The following is a 20689-nucleotide window of genomic DNA, read 5'->3' as shown; positions in this document are numbered from 1 at the left end:
TGCTTTTTGGGCAAAGGGTGACGGTTTGACAGCAAGCTGCTATAAGGTGATCGAACTTGAATAAAAGGAATATACTCACCATGCGCAGGTGTTTTGTATGGGCGCAACGTACTTTATAGATAGGAAAAAGGGTCGACATGCAGCTTACTTCAGTGCTTTCCAGAATGCCATTTTTTAGCGGACTTTCAGAAGAGCAACTTGCTGACTTGGCAGCAATTGCGGTTAAAAAAGATGTGAACCGCGGTCAGATTATTTTTTACGAATCTGCACCGGCTGAGGGGTTCTATATTGTTCTGTCAGGACGGGTGAAAATTTATAAGACCGGACCGGATGGCCGTGAAGCCATTATTCATCTGTACGGTTCCGGCGAAACCTTCGGTGAAGTGGCTGTGTTTCAGAACAGCTCTTTTCCTGCGCACTCTGAAGCTGTTGAAAAATCTACGCTGGCTTTTTTTCCGCGCAAAGGGCTGCTGGACTGCATTGCAAAAGACCCAGCACTGGCGTTGGCAATGCTGGGAGCAATGTCTAAGAAGTTACGTATGTTTACCAAACAGGTGGAAGCATTAACGCTGCATGAAGCACCGCAGCGTCTTGCCTCCTACTTGCTGTACACCAGTGAAGAAAAGGACGGAGCACTGACCTTCAAGCTTGATGTTTCAAAAGGCTTGCTCGCAGGCATGCTGGGAACAGCTCGTGAAACTTTGTCCCGAACGTTGTCTAAGATGGCTGACAGGGGACTTGTTTCCGTTGAAGGCAGACAAATTACCATTGAAGATATTGCTGCCCTAGAGGACTTGGCTGAGGGTGAGATTGTCCTTTAATTCGTATAACATGTACAATCACATATTTTACGTATTTCAATTTAGCATATGATTTCTGATTGTTGCAGTGTGTGTCGTGTTTATGCATCATCATGATTATGATGAGTATGCGCTGCAACGTGTTGTTAGTATTACTAGATTGAATGCAGCGATAATTAGAAAACCGCTTTTGGAAAATTCCGAAAGCGTTTTTTTCTGTAATAAAAGTGTGATGCAGTGTTGTTGCGCAATAGTAAGGAAAAAATACTGTGATTTATCAACAATATTACACTGTAGTAATGTTTGTTTTGCGTTCTTTCTGCTAGCGTGTTGGTAATTGCTTAGGGTGTTACGGTCTGTGTTGCAGCAAGCTGCACTCCTTTATGATGAACGTAACAGGTTCTAATAGATTAAAATTATTATCGATGGAGGCACGTTATGGTAAGAGCAAAAATTATTGCTTGTAATATTGCAGCATTAGTAGTTTTGGTTGCATTGGTGCTGCCTACAGCCGTTAAGGCACAAACCGTTCAAGTAACAGACAACGTAGTTGTAGTTGAAAAGATTGAGGTTCTGGATGAAACACAATGCTCATCCTGCCCGCCATGCCCGGTAATGACCGTGCCATGTAACCAGATCGCAATTAAAAAGGTTCTCCGCGAAGCTGCTGATTGTAAAATCGTAGTTCCTAGAACCAGACCTTGCTACACCGGTATGCCTTGCGGCACCTCCCCATGCGCAGGACGTTTTGTTCCTCCTTGCGGCAGATGGTGGGCTCCTAAAGGGTACATGAAATAACCGTAGCAACGCAGCAACCGTGTAAGGCTTACCCGTCTTGCACACAGAAATAGAAAAGGCCGCAGTGCATATGCACTGCGGCTTTTTCAAGCTTTGCTAGGTAAGGAAAAATAAATCGTTCTATGGAGAATGTCTGGTAGAGCCGTTAACCAAACATAGTTTTTTGTGCTTTAGCACCACCACAGGTCATAATAGTTTCCTGAGCTTCAATACCAACGCCGGAAAGCTTGATAGCGTCAGCCAATGCTCGGGAAAGACCGGTACAGCAAGGTACTTCCATGCGAAGAACGCTGATGGAACGGATACCGCTGTTGCGGATGATGTCTGCCAGTTTGTGTACGTATTCATTGGTGTCGTCAAATTTCGGGCAGCCGATGAGTACTACTTTGCCTCTGGCAAACTCGCTGTGGAAGATAGGAGACGCTGCTGCTGCACAGTCTGCTGCAACTAATACGTCTGCATCTTTGAGGTATGGCGCAGTCGGCGGTACAAGGCGGATTTTAAGAGGCCAGTGACCAGGACCGGAAACTTTGCTGCCCGGAACCTCAATCTCAACAGTCTTCATGCTTTTTACATGAGACCCCATACAACCGCATGGGCTGGACTTTGGTGCTTCCTTGGCTGCTTCTTCTTTAGCATCACGCTCTGCTACCCACGCCATAGCTGCTTCTTCGTCAAATTCAGGAGCTTCACGTTCAATAATGTGCAATGCGTCCTGAGGACACGCACCGAGACAAGCGCCTAACCCGTCACAGTACTCATCTTTAACGATTTTTGCTTTGCCATCGATGATCTGGATAGCACCTTCGGCACAGTCGAGAACGCACAGGCCGCAGCCGTCACAACGTTCTTCATCAATTTCAATAATTTTACGCACTACTGTATTCATAAAAACTCCTTTAAGCGAAGTCGCTTTAATTCCTCATTTGTTGAGTCCACTATACGCGGTTCTTTTATTCATGTTGTGACGTACGGCAAAAAGAGAAATTTTTTTTGTGGTACTTATTTCCCCACGATAACTATCTCCCGACACACTCACAGCACCGATTTTCAGCAAAGACGCTGTAAATTACTGAGGGAGTCCTTGCAACTTTTTCATCTCTTGGGCAGTCTTTATAGTGAAGAGAATCGTAACGCGACTCATATAAGGATTTGTCCATGAAATTTGCTGAGATAAACTTACTGACAGAACTTGAAAAGCCTGAATTCAAAGATTTGCGTGAGGCTATGAACGAGCGCAGATTTGTTGCTACAGAGATGATAGCCGATCCCTCATGCCCTGCGGATGATATAACGAAGCCGGACTTCTTCGCCGCCGGAAGCGTGTTTATTGTAAAAGAGGGGCGCTTGAGAGTGTTTTTATCCGCAGAAGGAAAAGAATTCACACTCTCTATTCTCGAGGTGGGCGATATATACACCTGCCATACCGGAACCTTTGTTCAGGCGATTACCTCCGGTGTATTGCTGACAACAAGCCTTTCTGTGTTCCATACCTACATGCGTGACATTCCGCAGGTCAGCAAGGTTATGGTGCGTATCCTTGGCAATATGTTGAAAAGTTCGTTCGGAATTATTGATGGTCTGGTTTTTGGTGATGCTTCCACCCGCCTTGCCGGTTTTCTTCTCTCCATAGCTAAAGAAGAGGATGGAAAACTTATGGCGCGGCTGGGTATGACAGGCGAGCAACTCGCCCAGCATGTGGGATCAACCCGTCAGACAATTTCAACGTTACTGAACGATATGGTTCGCTCCGGCATCCTTGTACGGATAAAACGGGGTGTCTTTGAGATAGCAGATGTAGCGCGTCTTGAAGAGCTTAATAAATAACCGGATGTTATCTGTGTGTTTTTTTCACGCAACTGTCAGCTTGGCGACAGATGTAGCGCTGTGAGTGTGTAACTGAGGAGTCATAAAGAAAATTTTTATGGAGGAGAGCACGAATGGCAAAAGAACCTAAGAAACCTGAAGAGCTGTCGATTTGGCAGGATGCCCACGCGATGATCCGCAAAGCAAAGGCGGAGAGTATAGAAACTGCATGGGACAGACTGGAGCGCCAGACTCCGCACTGTAAATTCTGTGATCTCGGTACCACATGCCGCAACTGTATCATGGGGCCTTGCCGCATCAGCACAAAACCGGGTGCTAAAATGAACCTCGGTGTATGTGGCGCAGACGCAGATGTTGTTGTTGCACGTAACTTCGGCCGTTTTATTGCCGGCGGTAGCGCCGGACACTCTGACCATGGTCGTGATTTGATTGAAGTGCTTGAAGCAATTGTTGATGGTGACACCAAACACTACACAATTACCGAGCCGGAAAAGCTTATCCGTCTGGCAGCAGAGGTGGGTATTGCCACGGAAGGACGCGAGCTTAACGATGTTGCCAATGATCTTGTAGACGAATGTTATAAAGATTTCGGTTCACGCCGCTCTTCTCTTGCTTTTCTTTCCCGTGCACCTGAGCAGCGTCGTGCTCTGTGGGATCGTGTAGGCATTACTCCTCGAGGCGTTGACCGTGAAATTGCAGAAATGATGCACCGTACTCACATGGGCTGTGATAACGATGCACCGAATACACTGCTTCATTCCGCACGCTGCGCCTTGTCTGACGGTTGGGGCGGTTCCATGATTGGTACCGAGCTTTCTGATGTCATCTTCGGTACACCGACTCCTTCCCGTTCTACAAGTAACCTTGGAGTTATTAAAGAAGACAAGGTGAACATCCTTGTTCACGGTCATAATCCTGTTGTGTCCGAAATGATTCTTGCGGCAGCGAGACGTCCTGAACTGGTTGAAAAAGCAAAAGCAGCCGGAGCAGCAGGTATCAATGTTGCCGGTCTCTGCTGTACTGGTAACGAGCTGCTCATGCGTCAGGGAATCCCGATGGCGGGCAACCATCTCATGACAGAACTTGCAATCGTAACCGGTGCTGTGGAAGCTGTGGTTGTTGACTACCAGTGCATTATGCCTTCGCTGGTAACTGCTGCACATTGTTACCATACCCGTTTTATTACCACTGCAGAAAAAGCCAAGTTCACAGGCGCAATGCACTTTGAAGTCCACCCGCACAATGCGCTGGAGCAGGCAACAGCCATTGTTGAAGAAGCTATCAGAGCATACACAGAACGTGATAAGGGTCGTGTAGAAATTCCAGCAGAGTCAGTTGAAATAATGACCGGCTTCTCCAATGAAGCAATTCTTTCTGCTCTTGGTGGAACCCTTACTCCATTGCTTGATGCGATCAAAGCAGGAAAGATCCGTGGTATCGTGGGGATTGTAGGGTGTAACAACCCGAAGATTAAACAAGACTCCGCTAACGTCGGTCTTGCAAAAGAGCTTCTTAAGCGTGACATTCTTGTGCTCGTAACAGGTTGTGTCACCACTGCTGCCGGTAAAGCCGGTCTGCTTGTGCCGGAAGGCATTGAAATGGCAGGCGAGGGCATTAAAGAGGTGTGCGGTGCTCTTGGAATTCCTCCGGTACTCCACCTTGGCAGCTGTGTAGATAACTCCCGCATCATGCATCTTTGCGGCCTTGTGGCTAAAGAGCTTGGCGTGGATATTTCTGATCTGCCGGTTGGGGCGTCCTCACCTGAATGGTATTCAGAAAAAGCTGCTGCAATCGGCATGTATGCTGTTGCCAGTGGAATTATGACCCACCTTGGTTTGCCGCCGAATATTCTCGGTTCAGAAACCGTGACCAATATTGCTCTTGAAGGGCTTGAGGATATTGTAGGCGCACACTTTGTTGTGGAAGATGATTACGTAAAAGCTGCCGAGCTTCTGGATGCACGTATCCGTATGAAGCGTGTCGGACTCGGGCTTTCTGAGTAATACTTCAACAACGCAATACTCATTTTAGGAACCGGTGCGCAGATGCACCCTGCGCACCGGTTTTGTTTTCGCATTTCGGGAGGGTTGAGGATGAAAATAGCATTTGCAGGTAAAGGCGGCGTAGGGAAAACAACCCTGACCGCATGGATGGCAGATTATCTTGCCAGACAAGGGCAGAATGTATGGCTGGTCGATGCAGATACGGCGCTGTCGTTAGGCGAAGCTTGCGGGATAGATCGAGAAAATTTGCCTGAAGCGCTGATCAATCGCGAAGATTTAATTCGGGAACGCATCCGGCAGGAAAATACCAGCATGTTCACCCTTAATCCTGATGTGAGCGATCTTCCAGAGACCTTGTCAGTGGAACTTCCCGTTGTGGGTGAGGTGAAAGAAGGTGGTACCTCCGGTACAAAACGCTTGCTTGTCATGGGAACCGTGACAGGAGCAGGAGGCGGATGTGCCTGCGCAGCGAACACCTTGTTGAAAGCCATACTTGCCCACCTTGTGCTGGAAAGAAACGACTGGGTGCTCGTTGACCTTGAAGCAGGTGTTGAACATCTGGGACGAGGAACCGTTGCCCATGTGGATGGCCTCGTGGTCGTATCCGAGCCGAGTATGCGCGGGTTGCAAACAGCTGCAGATGTAGGAAGCATGGCAGCAGAACTGGGACTGAATAAGCAGGTGCTGGTATTGAATCGTTCTGAGTCCGCATCGTCCGAGCTTCCAAAACTAGCAGGGCTGCCTCAACAGGTTGTTTCTATGCCGTACCTTTCTTCTCTGGCTGCGCGACAGCTGACAACAGGTAACGTTCTTGGATTACCTGATGCTGAAATAGATGCGGTGATTGAGAACGTACTGGAGTGTGTGCGCAGGGCGTAAGGTGGTATAGTGGTGCCTTCGGCGACTCTCCGAAGGGCAAGGGGACTTCCCCTTGCATCCCCGCGAGAGGGACGCCCTCTCGACTGCGATTTTGAGACTACCGATGCTGCAGCAGATGAAGAATTTTTCGAAGGGGAGTGGGAGACAGTCAGGAATGGCTGTCTTTTTTTATATCGTAAGTAAAGATGCGTATGACAGGGGGAGTTGCCGACGTCTTTAGCTGCCAGATTAAGATAGGTCTACAATACGTTACTATGTATTATCCTTACGATAAATTACATGAGTTTAGTTGTAATCCTCGTTCTACATCCTTGCATGACGTATTCTGCCAAGAATACAAAATGGTATGGGGGCGTTATGAAAAAGTGGATCACAATTCTTTGTTGTATGGCTATGCTGGGGTGCATGGTTTCCGACTCATTTGCAGGAGAGTATGCGGACAAGTTGACATCATGCTTGCTGGACTCAGCAACAAAGAAAGATAAACTGGTGCTGGTGAAATGGGTTGGTTTTGCCATTTCCCGTCATGAAGCTGTAGCGACGACTATGAGTGTTTCTGATCTTGAAATGGTACAGGCCAGTAAAGAGGTTGGGGATTTGCTTATCTATTTGATGGGTGATGTGTGCAGAGAATTTACTGAACAAGCCATACAGCATGAAGGGCCGGCTGCTATTCAGCAAAGTTTTCATGTGCTGGGGCAGGCGGCTTCGTACGAGATGTTTGCAGACCCTGATGTGCAGCAGGGCATGACGCATGTTGGCAAATATCTTCAGGATAATTTCCCAAAAGAATTTCAATAAAAGCCCATCGGTCGCTAAACGGGTCAAGGGGGATTCCCCCTTGCGGGGTGAAGGGGCAGAGCCCTTCCCGTCGGAGACCCGCCGGAGGCAAAATATATTTACCAAAGCCTCAGGACACCATGTCCTGAGGCTTATTTTCTTTTGACCTATACTCTGTAAAGATAAAAAGGTTGACCGCGTGTGCATTTCATAGTTCAAGTGCTCGACCTCATCGCTGTTGTACGAGTGAGAGAATATCCGCGGGAGAGATGCGTTGATAGAAAGAATTTTACAGCGGGTTGCGCCAAACCTGACCGATAATCAAAAAGGTGTGTGCCTTGCACTTGTTTCTACGGCAGTGATTTTGTGTGTTGCCATTCTGGTACGTATTGCCAGTGCCCGATTCCATGTGTTTCAGATTGTATTTTTCAGACAGCTTGTACTTGTAGCGTTATTGCTTCCGGCAATCTGTCGAAACATTGATACGTTGCGGCATACAAAGAATCTGCCTCAACATATATTTCGTGTTGTCGGAGCATTCAGCGGGCTTTGCTTAGGCTTTCTTACAGTAAGCAATTTGCCTTTGGCAGAAGCAACCGCATTAAGCTTTACGAATGTACTGTTTGTGGCAGTGCTTTCAACGATTGTACTTGGTGAGCATGTTGGTTGGAACCGGCGTTTGACCATTGCCATAGGGTTCACCGGAGTTGTGCTTGTTGTGCAGCCTTCATTTGACAACCTGACCCTGACGTACACGTTGACAGGACTTGGCGGAGCCTTTGGTGCCGCTATTGCTGCCATATGTATTAAGTGGATTTCACGTACAGAGCCTGTACTGTCATTAATGGTATATCAGGCCGTGCTTGTGGGATTGTTCGCTTTTATACCGAGCTTGTTTGTATGGCAGTGGCCTACAATGCAAGAACTGCTCTTACTGCTTCTTATTGGCGGGCTGGCGTCCTTTGGGCAATGGATTTCTATGACAGCCTTCAGTCTTGGGGAAGCGAATATTATTACCAACGTGCAGTATATAAAAATTGTATACTCAATGGTGCTGGGCTACCTGATTTTTGCAGAAACACCTAATAGCTTAGCCATGTTGGGTGCTGCAGTTATTCTTTGTAGCGGCATAATTCCTGTTGTGCGCAACAGGATGAAAAAGAAACAGGCACAGGAAGCTGTTTCTTAAGCACACACAGAACATAATTTGTTTTTTACTAGAAAACCCCCGTGAACGTATGGTTCACGGGGGTTTTTTGTCTTTTGCAATAGCAGGCGGGTGATGCGGGAGCGTCGGCTGCTTTTTATTTGAACGTTACCGGTCGCCTTTGCGGGCAGAAAACATTGCTACGCAGCCTTTAACTTCAATTTCAACATTGGTGAATCGTTCCTCAAGTGCTTCACGCAGGCCGGTACGATGATCACGGGTGTTGGAGAAAATGCCTTTGCTGTTGTAAATTGCCATGAGTTTTTGCGCTGCAAAGTTCTGATGTACCCCGTGGCTTAAGATTGTGGAGCCAAAAATTTTACCACCGTCTGAGAGATATTCTGAGAGATAGTCCAGAAGAACAGCCTTATCTTTGATTGCTCCAGGGAGGCAATGGAAGAGGTAGTTAATGCTGATTGAGTCAAACGGCTTGCACGGCAGGTTGAGCGGAGACAGCACGTTTGCCTGATATATTTCTGGCTTGAAACGTTCTACTCGATTTGCAGCAGATTCAAGACTGTTATTGTTCAGATCAAGTAGTGCGAGGCGTCTTTTTTGTTCAAGCAGGCATTTATCCAGAAAATAGCCGGTACCCACTCCAACGTCCATGTGGTTCAGGGTTACGTGTGTGCGAAAATGCTGGCGCAAGTACTTGGTAGGGCAGCGCCAGATGCATGAATTGGAGATACCGAGAACCCAGATATCGTAGAGAGAAAGTACAGGCTTGGTGTAAATAGCCTGTCCTGCGTGAATCGCTTGTGAATTTTTCATTATATAATCTCCTCGTCAGGTTCGCTGGGGGGAACCATTGGGGTATGTATGTATTCTTACTGCAAAGGAATAAAAAAAGTACAACTCGCAATCCCTATCGCATAAACGCTGTTTAGGAAAAGTTAAAAACGTATTGCAGTAGAAAAGTTGGCATGAATGCTCTGTAAGGTGTGTATATGCTTTATAAAAAGCACAGAAAAAGCGCCCTGTAAGTTGCCACAGGGCGCTTTTATCACTGATAGCCAAAACATGATGTACAACATCATTAAGCATAATGAAAGTTGAAATCAAGTTGCAAGGAGGTAATGGCGTTGTACAGACGCTTTACCGGACTGCATTTGGTAAAACGTTGTGGACGAACTTTGTAAAAAACTCCGGCGCGAATGCACTCACAAATACACAACATACGCACCGGAGATTGGGAACATGGGGTTGAGGCGGTTCCCAAAATTGAGAAAGATAGCTGGAACAGTGTGTTCTGGCTGTCTGTTCGTCATGAAGCAGCAACGGGAGGTTGTTGTTTCATGACAGACTGACAGTCGTTTTTACAAGTCCCTCCCGCCGGAGAAGCGGGAGGGATCTGTGTGCTTAGGTAAAGCTATCCGAGAATAGCTTTGAGATCTTCTTCTGGTGTGCTGATCGGCTTGATACCGTAGTTTTCTACCAGAACGTTCAGGATGTTCGGGCTTACAAACGCTGGGAGAGATGGCCCGAGACGGATGTCTTTGATGCCGAGGGAGAGAAGGGTGAGGAGAATAACAACAGCCTTCTGCTCGTACCAGCTGAGCACTAGAGACAGTGGGAGTTCGTTTACATCGCATTCGAATGCGCCTGCGAGAGCAACAGCAATCTGGATTGCAGAGTATGCGTCGTTGCACTGACCTACGTCGAGGAGACGTGGGATGCCGCCGATGTCACCGAGTTTCTTATCAAAGAAGCGGAATTTACCACAAGCGAGGGTAAGAACAACGGTGTCCTGAGGAGTCTGCTCAACAAAGTCGGTGTAGTAGTTACGGCCAGGTTTTGCGCCGTCACAACCGCCAACGAGGAAGAAGTGGCGGATTGCGCCTGCTTTTACGCCGTCGATTACTTTGTCAGCTACGCTCATTACAGTGTTGCGACCGAATCCGCAGAGTACGCTGCCTTTGTCCGCTGTGTCAGTGAAGCCAGGCTGTGCGAGAGCGCGTTCGATAACCGGAGTAAAGTCTTTGGTTGGACCAATGTGGGTGAGTCCAGGCCAGCCAACAAGACCAGTTGTGAATACGTTGTCTTTGTAAACTTCCTGAGGCTTCTGGATGCAGTTTGTAGTAAAGAGGATTGCACCAGGGAACTCAGGGAATTCTTTATGCTGGTTCTGCCAAGCTGTACCGAAGTGGCCGTAGAAGTGATCAAACTTCTTGAGCTCTGGGTATGCGTGACACGGGAGCATTTCACCGTGGGTGTAAATATTGATGCCTTTACCTTCTGTCTGTTTGAGAAGGAGGTAGAGATCCTGAAGGTCGTGACCGGAAACGAGGATTGCTTTACCAGGTACGTGACCGAGAGGAACTTCTGTAGGCTCTGGATGACCGAAAGTACCGGTGTTAGCAGCATCAAGCAGTTCCATTGCACGAAGGTTAACTTCACCGCACTTGAGGCAGAGGCCGAGCCATGCCTGAAGGTCGCGTTCTTCACCGTCGTAACCTGCTGCAAGACCGGTGTATACGAAGTGGTATACTGTGGTGTCCTGCTGGCCGAGAACTGCTGCGTGGTCAGCGTAAGCACAGAGACCTTTCATGCCGTAAAGAAGAAGCTGCTTAGCTGAACGGATATCTTCGTCGGTGTCGAAGTTTTTAATGGAGTGTGCTTCGCCCTGAGCGATCAGGCCTTCGATAGTTTCTGCTGGCTCAAATGCACCTGGACCGCTCTGGAAGTGAACGTCGAGAGCTTTGCGGTGTGCAACAATCTCGTTGATAAATTTCTGGAAATCTTCCGGAGTAAAGTTAACGTTAGTAAGGGTTGTGAAGAGCATCTTGGAAGTAAAGTGACCAAGGTTGTTGCTTTCATCACCTTTTTTCAGTGCTGCAAGAGCAAGGCCGCGCAGTGCGTAAACGGTGAGGTCCTGAAGAGCAGCAACGTCTGCTTTTTTGCCGCATACGCCTATTTTATCACAGCCGGTGCCTTTGGCTGTCTGCTCACACTGGTTACAGAACATAGTTAACTCCTTTGGTGGAACATTAGCTTGAGTAGCTTCATCTGATTTAAAAAGCTTTTTGAAGAAATCTAACATACTGGTACACCTCGTATGGTATGGGAAATTTATATGTACTTCATTTCACGGCAACTCGAAAGCAGTTAAGCAGATTGATCGTTACGCAAAAGAAAGTTCGTTGCCGTTGAATGCAACCTATCCATCCCATAAGTTTTATTCTGTGACACGAGTCAAAAAACAGGATTAGTGCACAAAAAAATTCAAAGTTTCCTTTTGGGCGTTCTTTGACTTCTTGAATTTCGCATGTTCTAACGCGAGCGAACATTATATAGGGGCTGTTTGCGGCGCTGGTACAAGAGTTTTTTCTCTTTGCTTGCAAGAAAAAAGGGAAAAGTGTATTTTTTTCACTTGACGAGCAAGGGGGGAATGCGTAAATACCTTCTTCGCCGTAACGGTGTAGGCGCGTAGCTCAGTGGTAGAGCACTACCTTGACATGGTAGGGGTCAGCAGTTCGATACTGCTCGTGCCTACCAACACTGACGGATTGTAGGGAGGCGATAGCCTCCCTTTTTTTATATATACTCGAAAAGTTTCAGGAGATGCCATCGTGAACGTGTCTATTGAAGGACAAGTTGTAGAGGTAGCAGCGGATGCAAGCTGCCGTGATGCCCTGAGAGAAGTACTCAGCGGTAAAAAATTCAAGACTGTGTTGGCTGCAAAATGCGGTACGACGACGCTTGATCTCACTGCAACGGTTCCGGCAGGTTGTGAAGAACTCACGCCTGTCTACGCAGACACGCCGGAAGGTCTTGATTTGCTCAGACACTCCACTGCTCACATCATGGCTGATGCAGTAAAGCGTCTGTTCCCTTCTGCTAAAGTTACCATTGGTCCTTCTATTCAGCACGGATTTTACTACGATTTTGACGTAGAGCGTCCGTTTACCACTGAAGACCTTGAAGCAATTGAAGCAGAGATGACCAAGATCATCCGTGAGGCTGCTCCGTTTACTTGCGAAGTCGTTTCCAAAGATGAAGCAAAGAAGCTGTTCGCTGATATGGGCGAAACATACAAGCTCGAGCTTATTGATGCTGTAGATGATGATGTAGTATCCATCTACCGTCATGGCGAATTTGCTGATCTTTGCCGCGGACCGCACCTTCCTACTACCGGATACGTTAAAGCGTTCAAACTCATGTCCGTTGCCGGTGCTTACTGGCGTGGTGATGAAAAGAATCCTATGCTTTCCCGTATCTACGGTACCGCTTTTGCAGACCCTAAGGCTCTGAAAAAGTACCTTAACCACCTTGAAGAAGCAAAAAAACGCGATCACCGTAAACTCGGTGCTGCGCTTGACCTTTTCAGCTTCCAGGAAGAAGGCGGCGTGGGTATGGCATACTGGCACCCTAAAGGTGCTCTTATCCGTACCATTCTTGAAGACTTCGAGCGTAAAGAGCATTTAAAGCGCGGATACGATATCGTGCAGGCACCGCAGATTCTCAAGCGTGAGCTTTGGGAACGTTCCGGCCACTACGATAACTACCGTGAGAATATGTACTTCACAGAAATTGATGAAGTACCATACGGTGTAAAGCCGATGAACTGTGTTGCGCACATGCTTATTTACAAGTCACACATGCGCAGCTACCGCGACCTGCCGATGCGTTACTTCGAGCTGGGCGTGGTTCACCGTCACGAAAAGTCCGGTGTGTTACACGGTCTTATGCGTGTACGTCAGTTCACTCAGGATGACGCACACATTATTTGTCGCCCTGATCAGCTTCAGGAAGAAATTATTGGTGTTCTTAACTTTGTTAAAGACATTATGAATGTTTTCGGTTTCGAATACAGTCTTGAGCTTTCCACCCGTCCTGAAAAATCCATTGGTGACGACGCAGACTGGGATTTGGCAACGGATTCCCTTGTTGAAGCGCTGAAAGCCATTGATCTGCCATACGAGATTAACGAAGGTGACGGTGCATTCTACGGACCTAAGATTGATATCAAACTCCGTGACTGCCTTGACAGGGAGTGGCAATGTGCTACCGTTCAGTGTGATTTTACCTTGCCAGAACGCTTTGACTTAGGGTACGTGGGCGAAGATGGTGAACGCCACCGTCCTGTAATGGTTCATCGTGTAATTCTCGGCTCAGTAGAACGCTTTATCGGTATTCTTACTGAACACTATGCAGGTGCTTTCCCAACGTGGCTTGCGCCTGTACAGGCACGTGTGCTGACCGTTACTGACGCGCACAACGAATTTGCAGAAAAAGTCAAAGCGGAACTTCTTAAAGAAGGTATTCGCGTTGAAGCAGATACTCGTAATGAAAAGCTGGGCTTCAAAGTTCGTGAAGCTCAGGTTTCCAAGATCCCGTATATGCTAGTTATCGGGGATAAAGAGGTTGAAGAACAAGGTTTGAACGTACGCATGCGTAAGGGCGAAAACCTTGGTCTTAAATCTGTGTCGGAAGTGGTAGAGCTTATTAAAGCTGATTGTGAAGAACCGTTTAAAAGCGGAGGGTTAAGCTATCGCTTTTCCTAAGTATCGTCGGCAAGAGCCGCAGGATATGACTAAGCGCAACGAACAGATTCGTGCGCGTGAGGTTCGTGTCATCAGCGAAACCGGTGAACAGCTTGGTATTCTTAACAGAAACCAGGCCATCGACATCGCTAAAGAAAAAGGACTCGACCTCGTTGAGGTGGCAGCAAATGCTGAGCCGCCTGTCTGTAAGATCATGGACTATGGTAAGTACAAGTTCGAGCAGAAAAAGAAGAAACAGGAAGCAAAGAAGAATGCTGCTGTAGTGCAGGTTAAAGAAATCAAAGTTCGTCCTAAGACTGACGAGCATGATTACCAGACCAAACTGAAGCACATCCGCCGCTTCCTCGAAGCCGGTGACCGTTGTAAGGTTACTGTGTTCTTCCGTGGACGTGAAATCGTTCATAAAGATCGCGGTCTTGCAATTCTGGAACGGGCTATGGAGGATACCAGAGATATCGCAAAAGTGGACCAGATGCCACGTTCCGAAGGACGTACCCTGCACATGCTGCTGGTACCGACTGCGAAAAAATAAGCATTCTGGCTTGATTTTGTGATTGATTTGGAGCAATATCCCCGTTTCGCGTAGTCATACTTGTTATTCTGCGCTTTGCTCAGAGGAATTTTTCTGAAAACTCCCTGTAATTGCAGGGGGTTTTCTCTCGCGTGCTGTCATTACGCTGTAGAATGACAGTACAGCAATAACGGTAAGGAGATTAACATGCCAAAGATGAAAACCAGACGTGGCGCTGCAAAGCGTTTTTCTGTGACTGGTACCGGCAAGTTCAAACGTCGTAAGCAGAACCTTCGTCACATTCTGACAAAGAAAAATGCTAAGCGTAAAATGAACCTCGGTCAGTCTGCTATTGTTGACAAGACAAACGAAAAAGCTGTTCGTCGTATGCTTCCATACGCATAGCGCGTATCAGCTTAGTCTATAACTTTTTTCCGCGCTCCGTTGGCACAACTCTCGCCTCACGGAGTGACAAAGACCCTGGAGGGTATCCATGCGAGTCAAGAGAGGCTTGGCGGCCCATCGTCGTCATAAAAAATATTTGAAGATGGCTAAAGGCTTCCGTGGCGGTCGTTCTAAACTGTACCGCACAGCACGTGAAGCTGTAGAAAATGCATTAGTATATTCTTACCGTGACCGTAAGACAAAGAAACGTGAATTCCGTCGCCTTTGGATTCTGCGTATCAACGCAGGCGCACGTTTGAACGGTCTTTCCTACAGCAAGTTCATGCACGGCCTGGCCCTGGCTGGCATCGAACTGAACCGTAAGGTCCTCGCTGACCTTGCAGTTCGCGAAAAAGAGCACTTTGCACAGCTTTGCGAAATCGCAAAAGCTAAGCTGAGCTAAGTAGCGTTTTTCAGGTATATGAGCCTGATTCACGAATTAGAAAGCCTGGTTCAGGAGCTTAACAGCGGCCTGGATCAGGCTTTTTCGTTAACAGCAGTGGAAGATTTGCGTGTAGCCTTCTTGGGCCGTAAGGGTAAACTCGCGCAGATCATGCAGCGTCTTCCGGAACTTTCTCCAGAAGAGCGTCCAGAGGTTGGTAAAACTGCAAACATTGTGAAGAACAAACTTACTGGTCTTCTTGATGAGTGCAAAACTAAACTCGAGAGCGCAGCAGAAGCGGACAAACTTGCCAAGTTTGACCCTTCCATGCCGGGACGCATGCCTTGGCAGGGTTCTTTGCACCCTGTTACCAAAGTAATGACTGAAATTTGCGACATCTTCAAAGGTCTCGGCTACGACATCGTAACCGGTCCTGAAGTTGAAAACGATTTTTATAACTTTGAAGCGCTTAACCTGCCTCCAGAGCATCCGGCGCGTGACATGCAGGATACCCTGTACGTAACAGATAATATTCTTCTGCGTACACATACATCTCCTATGCAGGCACGTACCATGCTGAAGCAGGAGCCGCCGCTTGCTATTATCGCACCGGGTAAAGTGTACCGTCGTGACTCTGACCTTACACACACTCCGATGTTCCATCAGATCGAAGGTCTGCTGGTTGGCGAAAAAGTAAGCCTTGCCGAGCTTCGCGGAACGTTGACTGCATTTTTGCAGGAAGTGTTCGGGCCGGAAACCAAAGTTCGTTTCCGTCCAAGCTTCTTCCCGTTTACCGAACCTAGTGTAGAAGTGGATATTTCCTGCTGCATGTGTGGTGGTGACGGTGTTGTGGACTGCCAGCCTTGTCGTGTCTGCAAGCAGACCGGCTGGGTAGAAATCCTCGGTTGCGGCATGGTCGATCCTGAAGTGTTCAAGAAAGTTGGCTACGATCCGGAAAAATACACCGGCTTTGCCTTTGGTCTTGGTGTGGAACGTGTTGCAATGCTCAAATACGGCATCGGCGACCTCCGCATGTTCTTTGAGAACGACGTGCGTTTCCTTAACCAGTTCATCTAGCAGGGGAGAACAGTACCATGCTTTTAAGTATTAACTGGTTGAAAGAATTTGTTCCGTTTACAGGAACAATTCAGGAACTTGATGACGCGCTGACCATGCTCGGTCTTGAAGTGGAAGAAGTAATTCGTCCGTTTGAAGGCATCAAAGAGATGGTTGTGGGCTATGTTGTCGAGTGTGAAAAGCATCCTGAAGCAGAAAAACTTTCTGTGTGTAAGGTTGATGTGGGCGAAGAAGAGCCGTTGAACATTGTCTGCGGTGCACCGAACGTTCGTAAAGGACTGACCGTTGCCGTAGTTAAAGTTGGCTCTGTAATGCCTGACGGCACAAAGATTAAAAAGACTAAACTCCGCGGCATTCCGTCCATGGGTATGATCTGTTCCGAGCGTGAGCTCGGGTTCTCAGAAGAACATGATGGAATCATGGAGCTTGAAGAAGGTCTCGTACCGGGTGCAAACCTTGTTGAGTCCCTCAAACTTGATGACGAAGTGCTGGATATTTCCATCACTCCTAACCGCGCAGACTCTTTGAGTGTTCTCGGTATCGCCCGTGAAGTTGCTCTTGCATTTGATCTGCCGCTCACCGTTCCTGAATATAATTTAGTAGAATCAGGCGACGATTGTTCTGAAGAAGTAACAATCGAAATTGCCGATGCAGATAAATGTTACTGCTACCATGGTCGTATTCTTGAAGGTGCTGCTATCGGGCAGTCTCCTGCATGGATGCGTTACCGTCTTGTAGCTGTTGGCCTGCGTCCGATTTCTAACATCGTAGACGTAACCAACTACATCATGATGGGCTTTGGTCAGCCTCTCCACGCATTTGACCTTGATCGTCTTGAAGGCGGCAAGATCGTTGTGGATACCGCTGCAGAAGGTGAAAAGTTCGTTACTCTTGACGAGCAGGAACGTACCCTGAAAGCAGATGACCTTATGATTAAAGACGGCAGCAGAAGTGTTGCACTTGCCGGTGTAATGGGTGGCGCAAACAGCGAAATCCATGACGGTTCCACACGCATTTTCCTTGAATCTGCTGTGTTCCAGCCAGCATCTGTACGTCGCACCGCTCGTCGTCTTGGTCTGTCCTCTGATGCTTCCTTCCGCTTTGAGCGCGGTGTGGATCAGTTGCAGTGCCCGGAAGCAATGGATCGCGCAGCAGCAATGCTCGCCGATCTGACTGGCGCAACTGTACGCAAAGGTGTGTGCAAGGCTGAGCCTAAACCTTGGGTTGCTCCTGAACTTACCTTCCGTCCGCAGCGTTGTCGTGATCTTCTCGGTGTAGCTATTGAAGATTCTTTCTGCAAAGCTACCCTTGAAAAACTTGGTTGTGTCGTTACCGGTACTGATTCTGAAACATGGACAGTGGTACCGCCAAGCAACCGTCTCGACTACGAGCGTGAAGTAGACTTTATTGAAGAAGTTGCGCGTGTGTACGGCATGGACCGTATCGAGCCGGTTCTTCCACAAGTAAAACGTACTCTCGAAGCACGTAATGACGACTGCAACGAATACGAGTTCTGGTCACTCATTAAAACATGGGGCTGCGGTCTCGGTCTTAATGAAGCTATCAACTACTCCTTCGTAGGTCATACAGATCTTGATCTGTTCAACCTGCCAAAAGACAACCGCATTACCATCATGAACCCGCTCTCTTCTGAGCAGGATGCAATGCGTACGGAGCTTGCTCCGGGTCTTCTGCAGAACCTTCGTCATAACCTCGGTCACGGCAACACTGGTCTGCGTTTGTTTGAACTTGCGCATATCTTTGAAGCTGATGAAACAAGCGATACAACTGTTCGTGAATCAGGCCGCCTGAACATTCTGTTCTACGGTGACCGTTTTGATTCCGCGTACCCGCGTATGGCTTCCGAAGCTGAGTATGCAGATATGAAAGGCTGCGTTGAACATCTGCTTGCGCATCTGCACGTTGGTGAACCTAGCTTCACTCTTGCTGATGAACATGCATGGATGTCTCCGGCTGTTGATGTTGTTGTGGGCGATCAGAAGATCGGTACCATCGGCAGAATCAACCCTGAGATTGCTGATGCCTACAACGCTAAAAAAGATGTCTGGTTTGCTGACCTCGATACAGATGTGCTGCGTAAACTCTACGTATCTGCATGTGTCAAGTTCGCAAGCCTGCCTGTGCACCAGTCTGCATGGAACGACATCACTGTAATCGCTCCGATTACCCTTAATGTTCAGGCTATCTTTGATCAGGTTGCAGCTACCAAGCTCCCGCTTCTTGAGAAGATGGAACTGATTGACGTGTTCGTACCTGAGGCAGCAGAAGATGCTGAACAAACACGCAATTTGACTTTCAGACTTACTTTCCGTCATAGTTCTAAGACATTGAAAGATAAGGATGTGGACAAAGAGCGCAAAAAGGTGGTTTACTCTCTCGAAAACGCATTGCCTGTTCGCATCTAATCAGCGCACAGCTTGCAGGGAGATGTATGAAAGCAAAGACGTATCGCATCGGAGAGGCTGCAACCCTGCTTAACCTGAAGCCGTATGTGTTGCGGTTCTGGGAAACAGAATTTACACAGCTTATCCCCATACGTACCCGTAAAGGGCAGCGTATGTATTCCGAGCAGAATGTACTTCTGCTGCGGGTGATACGGCACTTGCTTTACGAACGCGGATTGACCATTGACGGTGCCCGCAAGGTGCTGGGTCAATATGAAGAAATGTATGGCTCTATCACCGGTCCGGAATTACCCGGGCCGGAGATAGAGGCTTTTTGCACGGGGAGTGGTGTAGAAAACCCGCAGTACATGCAGGGAACAGCCGCTATTGATGTTGAGGAAATCATAACAGAGCTCACATTACTTCGTGATATGCTTTCAACGGGTCGTCGATGATGAACCCGTATTTTTTGTGTGGTTTGCCTGTTGGGGGCGAGCACACCAGCACAGTACCATAACCGGCGTAAGCCACAGAGAAGAAACTATGATCCTTTCACCTTCGTTATTGTCTTCAGATTTCGGCAGACTTGCTGACGAATTGAAGGCACTCGAACAGGCAGGACTTAAATGGGTACATTGGGACGTCATGGATGGCATGTTTGTACCTAACATTACTCTCGGAGCACCAGTAATCAAGCGTCTCCGTAAAGAGAGTAACCTCTTTTTTGATGTTCATTTAATGGTTCAGCAGCCGGAGCGCTACGTAGACGACTTTGTAGATGCCGGTGCTGACATGGTTGTTATTCACGCCGAAGCAACCAACCATCTTGAACGTACCATTGCTGAAATTAAACGTAAGGGCGCTAAAGCAGGTGTGGCACTTAACCCGCATACTCCGCTTTCCGTTCTTGAATACGTTCTGGACGAACTCGACATGGTACTCATTATGAGTGTTAACCCGGGGTTCGGTGGACAAAAGTTTATTCCGTTCAGCATGCGTAAAGTTGCAGAACTTTCCGGCATGATTAAGGAACGCGGTCTCTCAACCCTGATTCAGGTTGATGGCGGGGTTGATCCTGACAACACTGCAGAATTGGTACGCAACGGCGCTGATGTGCTGGTATCCGGTTCTGCATTTTTTGGTTTCCCTCCATACGCGGAACGACTGAAGACATTTGAAGAAGTGGCACGCTCCGCATAGCGGCTTTTTTGAAAAGTGTTATCAATGGTTGTCATGTGGGCAATAACGGTCTATCGACTGCCACAGCAACCAGCTGGAAAAATTTTATTGCATCATTCTTTTAGGAGGAAACGATGCCTTCTCGTAAAGACCTCGCCAATGCAGTCCGCGCTCTGAGCATGGACGCTGTGCAGAAAGCAAACTCTGGCCACCCGGGCGCGCCGATGGGTATGGCAGATATTGCTGAAGTTCTCTGGAACGATTTTCTTAAGCATAACCCTGCTAATCCTGCATGGGCTAACCGTGACCGCTTTGTACTCTCTAACGGTCACGCATCTATGCTTATCTACTCTTTGCTGCACCTCTCCGGTTATGATCTGAGCATCGAAGAGATCAAAAATTTCCGTCAGATGGATTCAAAGACTCCTGGTCATCCGGAATACGGTATGACCCCGGGTATTGAAACCACGACAGGCCCTCTTGGTCAGGGCATTGCAACCGCAGTCGGTATGGCTGTGGCTGAAAAAGTTCTTGCTGCTCACTTCAACCGTGACGGCTTTGATGTTGTAGACCACTACACTTACGTTTTCATGGGCGACGGCTGCCTGATGGAAGGTGTTTCTCACGAAGCATGTTCTTTCGCAGGTACTCTCGGTCTTGGTAAACTTATCGCATTCTGGGATGATAACGGTATCTCTATTGACGGTAAGGTTGGTCACTGGTTCGACGAAGACACAGCAGCACGTTACGAAGCATACGGCTGGCATGTTGTTCGCGATGTAGACGGCCACAACCCGGAAGCGATCAAAAAAGCTGTTGAAGAAGCAAAAGCAGAAACTGAAAAGCCTTCTCTTATCTGCTGCCGCACCATCATTGGTTTCGGTTCTCCTCAC

18 protein-coding genes, 1 tRNA gene and 1 pseudogene are annotated in these 20689 nt (G+C 47.9%); 17 read left to right on the top strand and 3 right to left on the bottom strand.

Annotated features, from left to right (window positions below; all coding sequences use genetic code 11):
* The first annotated feature begins 137 nt into the window (after positions 1 to 137).
* Complete coding sequence (locus SP90_RS12440; protein ID WP_066856744.1) at positions 138 to 821, top strand: Crp/Fnr family transcriptional regulator; 684 nt, start codon at positions 138 to 140, stop codon at positions 819 to 821.
* A 417-nt stretch (positions 822 to 1238) separates the two neighbouring features.
* A complete protein-coding gene (locus SP90_RS12435; RefSeq protein WP_066856741.1) occupies positions 1239 to 1598 on the top strand; it encodes a hypothetical protein in 360 nt (119 codons plus the stop codon).
* Between the two features lie 145 nt (positions 1599 to 1743).
* Here SP90_RS12435 and SP90_RS12430 read toward each other — a convergent pair whose 3' ends face one another.
* Entirely contained in the window at positions 1744 to 2487 is a 744-nt protein-coding gene (locus SP90_RS12430; RefSeq protein ID WP_066856738.1) for an ATP-binding protein, read from the bottom strand.
* Between the two features lie 269 nt (positions 2488 to 2756).
* Between SP90_RS12430 and SP90_RS12425 the strand changes: the two genes are divergently transcribed.
* From SP90_RS12425 to SP90_RS12405, 5 genes are all read left to right on the top strand, one after another.
* Positions 2757 to 3425, top strand: coding sequence for a Crp/Fnr family transcriptional regulator (locus SP90_RS12425; protein WP_066856735.1), 669 nt, complete (start codon positions 2757 to 2759; stop codon positions 3423 to 3425).
* Positions 3426 to 3538: 113 nt separating this feature from the next.
* Positions 3539 to 5428, top strand: coding sequence for an anaerobic carbon-monoxide dehydrogenase catalytic subunit (gene cooS, locus SP90_RS12420; protein WP_066856732.1), 1890 nt, complete (start codon positions 3539 to 3541; stop codon positions 5426 to 5428).
* 90 nt (positions 5429 to 5518) lie between these two features.
* On the top strand, positions 5519 to 6307 hold the full coding sequence (locus SP90_RS12415) for an ATP-binding protein (RefSeq protein ID WP_066856729.1): 789 nt from the start codon (positions 5519 to 5521) through the stop codon (positions 6305 to 6307).
* A gap of 357 nt (positions 6308 to 6664) precedes the next feature.
* Positions 6665 to 7108, top strand: coding sequence for a hypothetical protein (locus SP90_RS12410; RefSeq protein WP_066856725.1), 444 nt, complete (start codon positions 6665 to 6667; stop codon positions 7106 to 7108).
* Between the two features lie 253 nt (positions 7109 to 7361).
* Positions 7362 to 8276: a DMT family transporter gene (locus tag SP90_RS12405; protein WP_197498798.1), complete on the top strand. Its 915-nt coding sequence runs from the start codon at positions 7362 to 7364 to the stop codon at positions 8274 to 8276.
* Positions 8277 to 8402: 126 nt separating this feature from the next.
* Here the strand turns inward: SP90_RS12405 and SP90_RS12400 are convergent, their stop codons facing one another.
* Positions 8403 to 9065, bottom strand: coding sequence for a class I SAM-dependent methyltransferase (locus tag SP90_RS12400; RefSeq protein WP_066856721.1), 663 nt, complete (start codon positions 9063 to 9065; stop codon positions 8403 to 8405).
* 598 nt (positions 9066 to 9663) lie between these two features.
* Positions 9664 to 11259: a hydroxylamine reductase gene (gene hcp, locus SP90_RS12395; protein ID WP_066856814.1), complete on the bottom strand. Its 1596-nt coding sequence runs from the start codon at positions 11257 to 11259 to the stop codon at positions 9664 to 9666.
* 455 nt (positions 11260 to 11714) lie between these two features.
* On the opposite strand from hcp, the gene SP90_RS12390 reads away from it, so the two are divergent.
* The 10 genes and pseudogenes from SP90_RS12390 to SP90_RS12345 form a co-directional block, all read left to right on the top strand.
* Positions 11715 to 11789, top strand: a tRNA-Val gene (locus SP90_RS12390).
* Between the two features lie 74 nt (positions 11790 to 11863).
* Positions 11864 to 13798, top strand: a complete 1935-nt coding sequence (thrS, locus tag SP90_RS12385; protein WP_066856718.1) for a threonine--tRNA ligase — start codon at positions 11864 to 11866, stop codon at positions 13796 to 13798.
* A 25-nt stretch (positions 13799 to 13823) separates the two neighbouring features.
* The gene (gene infC, locus SP90_RS12380) at positions 13824 to 14330 is read left to right on the top strand and encodes a translation initiation factor IF-3 (protein ID WP_066856716.1); all 507 of its coding nucleotides are present in this window, start codon (positions 13824 to 13826) and stop codon (positions 14328 to 14330) included.
* 186 nt (positions 14331 to 14516) lie between these two features.
* Positions 14517 to 14714 carry a 50S ribosomal protein L35 gene (gene rpmI / locus SP90_RS12375; protein ID WP_066856713.1) on the top strand — a complete coding sequence of 66 codons (198 nt, stop codon included), beginning with the start codon at positions 14517 to 14519 and terminating at the stop codon, positions 14712 to 14714.
* An 88-nt stretch (positions 14715 to 14802) separates the two neighbouring features.
* Positions 14803 to 15156 (top strand): 50S ribosomal protein L20, encoded by a 354-nt coding sequence (gene rplT / locus SP90_RS12370; protein ID WP_066856710.1) that lies wholly within the window; start codon positions 14803 to 14805, stop codon positions 15154 to 15156.
* 18 nt (positions 15157 to 15174) lie between these two features.
* Positions 15175 to 16212, top strand: coding sequence for a phenylalanine--tRNA ligase subunit alpha (pheS, locus tag SP90_RS12365; protein ID WP_066856707.1), 1038 nt, complete (start codon positions 15175 to 15177; stop codon positions 16210 to 16212).
* Between the two features lie 17 nt (positions 16213 to 16229).
* Positions 16230 to 18572: pseudogene (gene pheT / locus SP90_RS12360) on the top strand (phenylalanine--tRNA ligase subunit beta); the annotation flags it as partial.
* 92 nt (positions 18573 to 18664) lie between these two features.
* Positions 18665 to 19072 carry a MerR family transcriptional regulator gene (locus SP90_RS16525; RefSeq protein WP_082936433.1) on the top strand — a complete coding sequence of 136 codons (408 nt, stop codon included), beginning with the start codon at positions 18665 to 18667 and terminating at the stop codon, positions 19070 to 19072.
* 88 nt (positions 19073 to 19160) lie between these two features.
* Positions 19161 to 19817, top strand: coding sequence for a ribulose-phosphate 3-epimerase (rpe, locus tag SP90_RS12350; protein ID WP_066856702.1), 657 nt, complete (start codon positions 19161 to 19163; stop codon positions 19815 to 19817).
* Positions 19818 to 19930: 113 nt separating this feature from the next.
* Positions 19931 to 20689, top strand: a 759-nt coding sequence (locus SP90_RS12345; RefSeq protein WP_269449359.1) for a thiamine pyrophosphate-dependent enzyme, incomplete at its 3' end; no start/stop codon positions are given.

The organism is Halodesulfovibrio spirochaetisodalis (genome assembly GCF_001672295.1).
GTDB lineage: Bacteria > Desulfobacterota > Desulfovibrionia > Desulfovibrionales > Desulfovibrionaceae > Halodesulfovibrio > Halodesulfovibrio spirochaetisodalis.
This window is presented reverse-complemented; position numbering and strand designations above follow the sequence as displayed.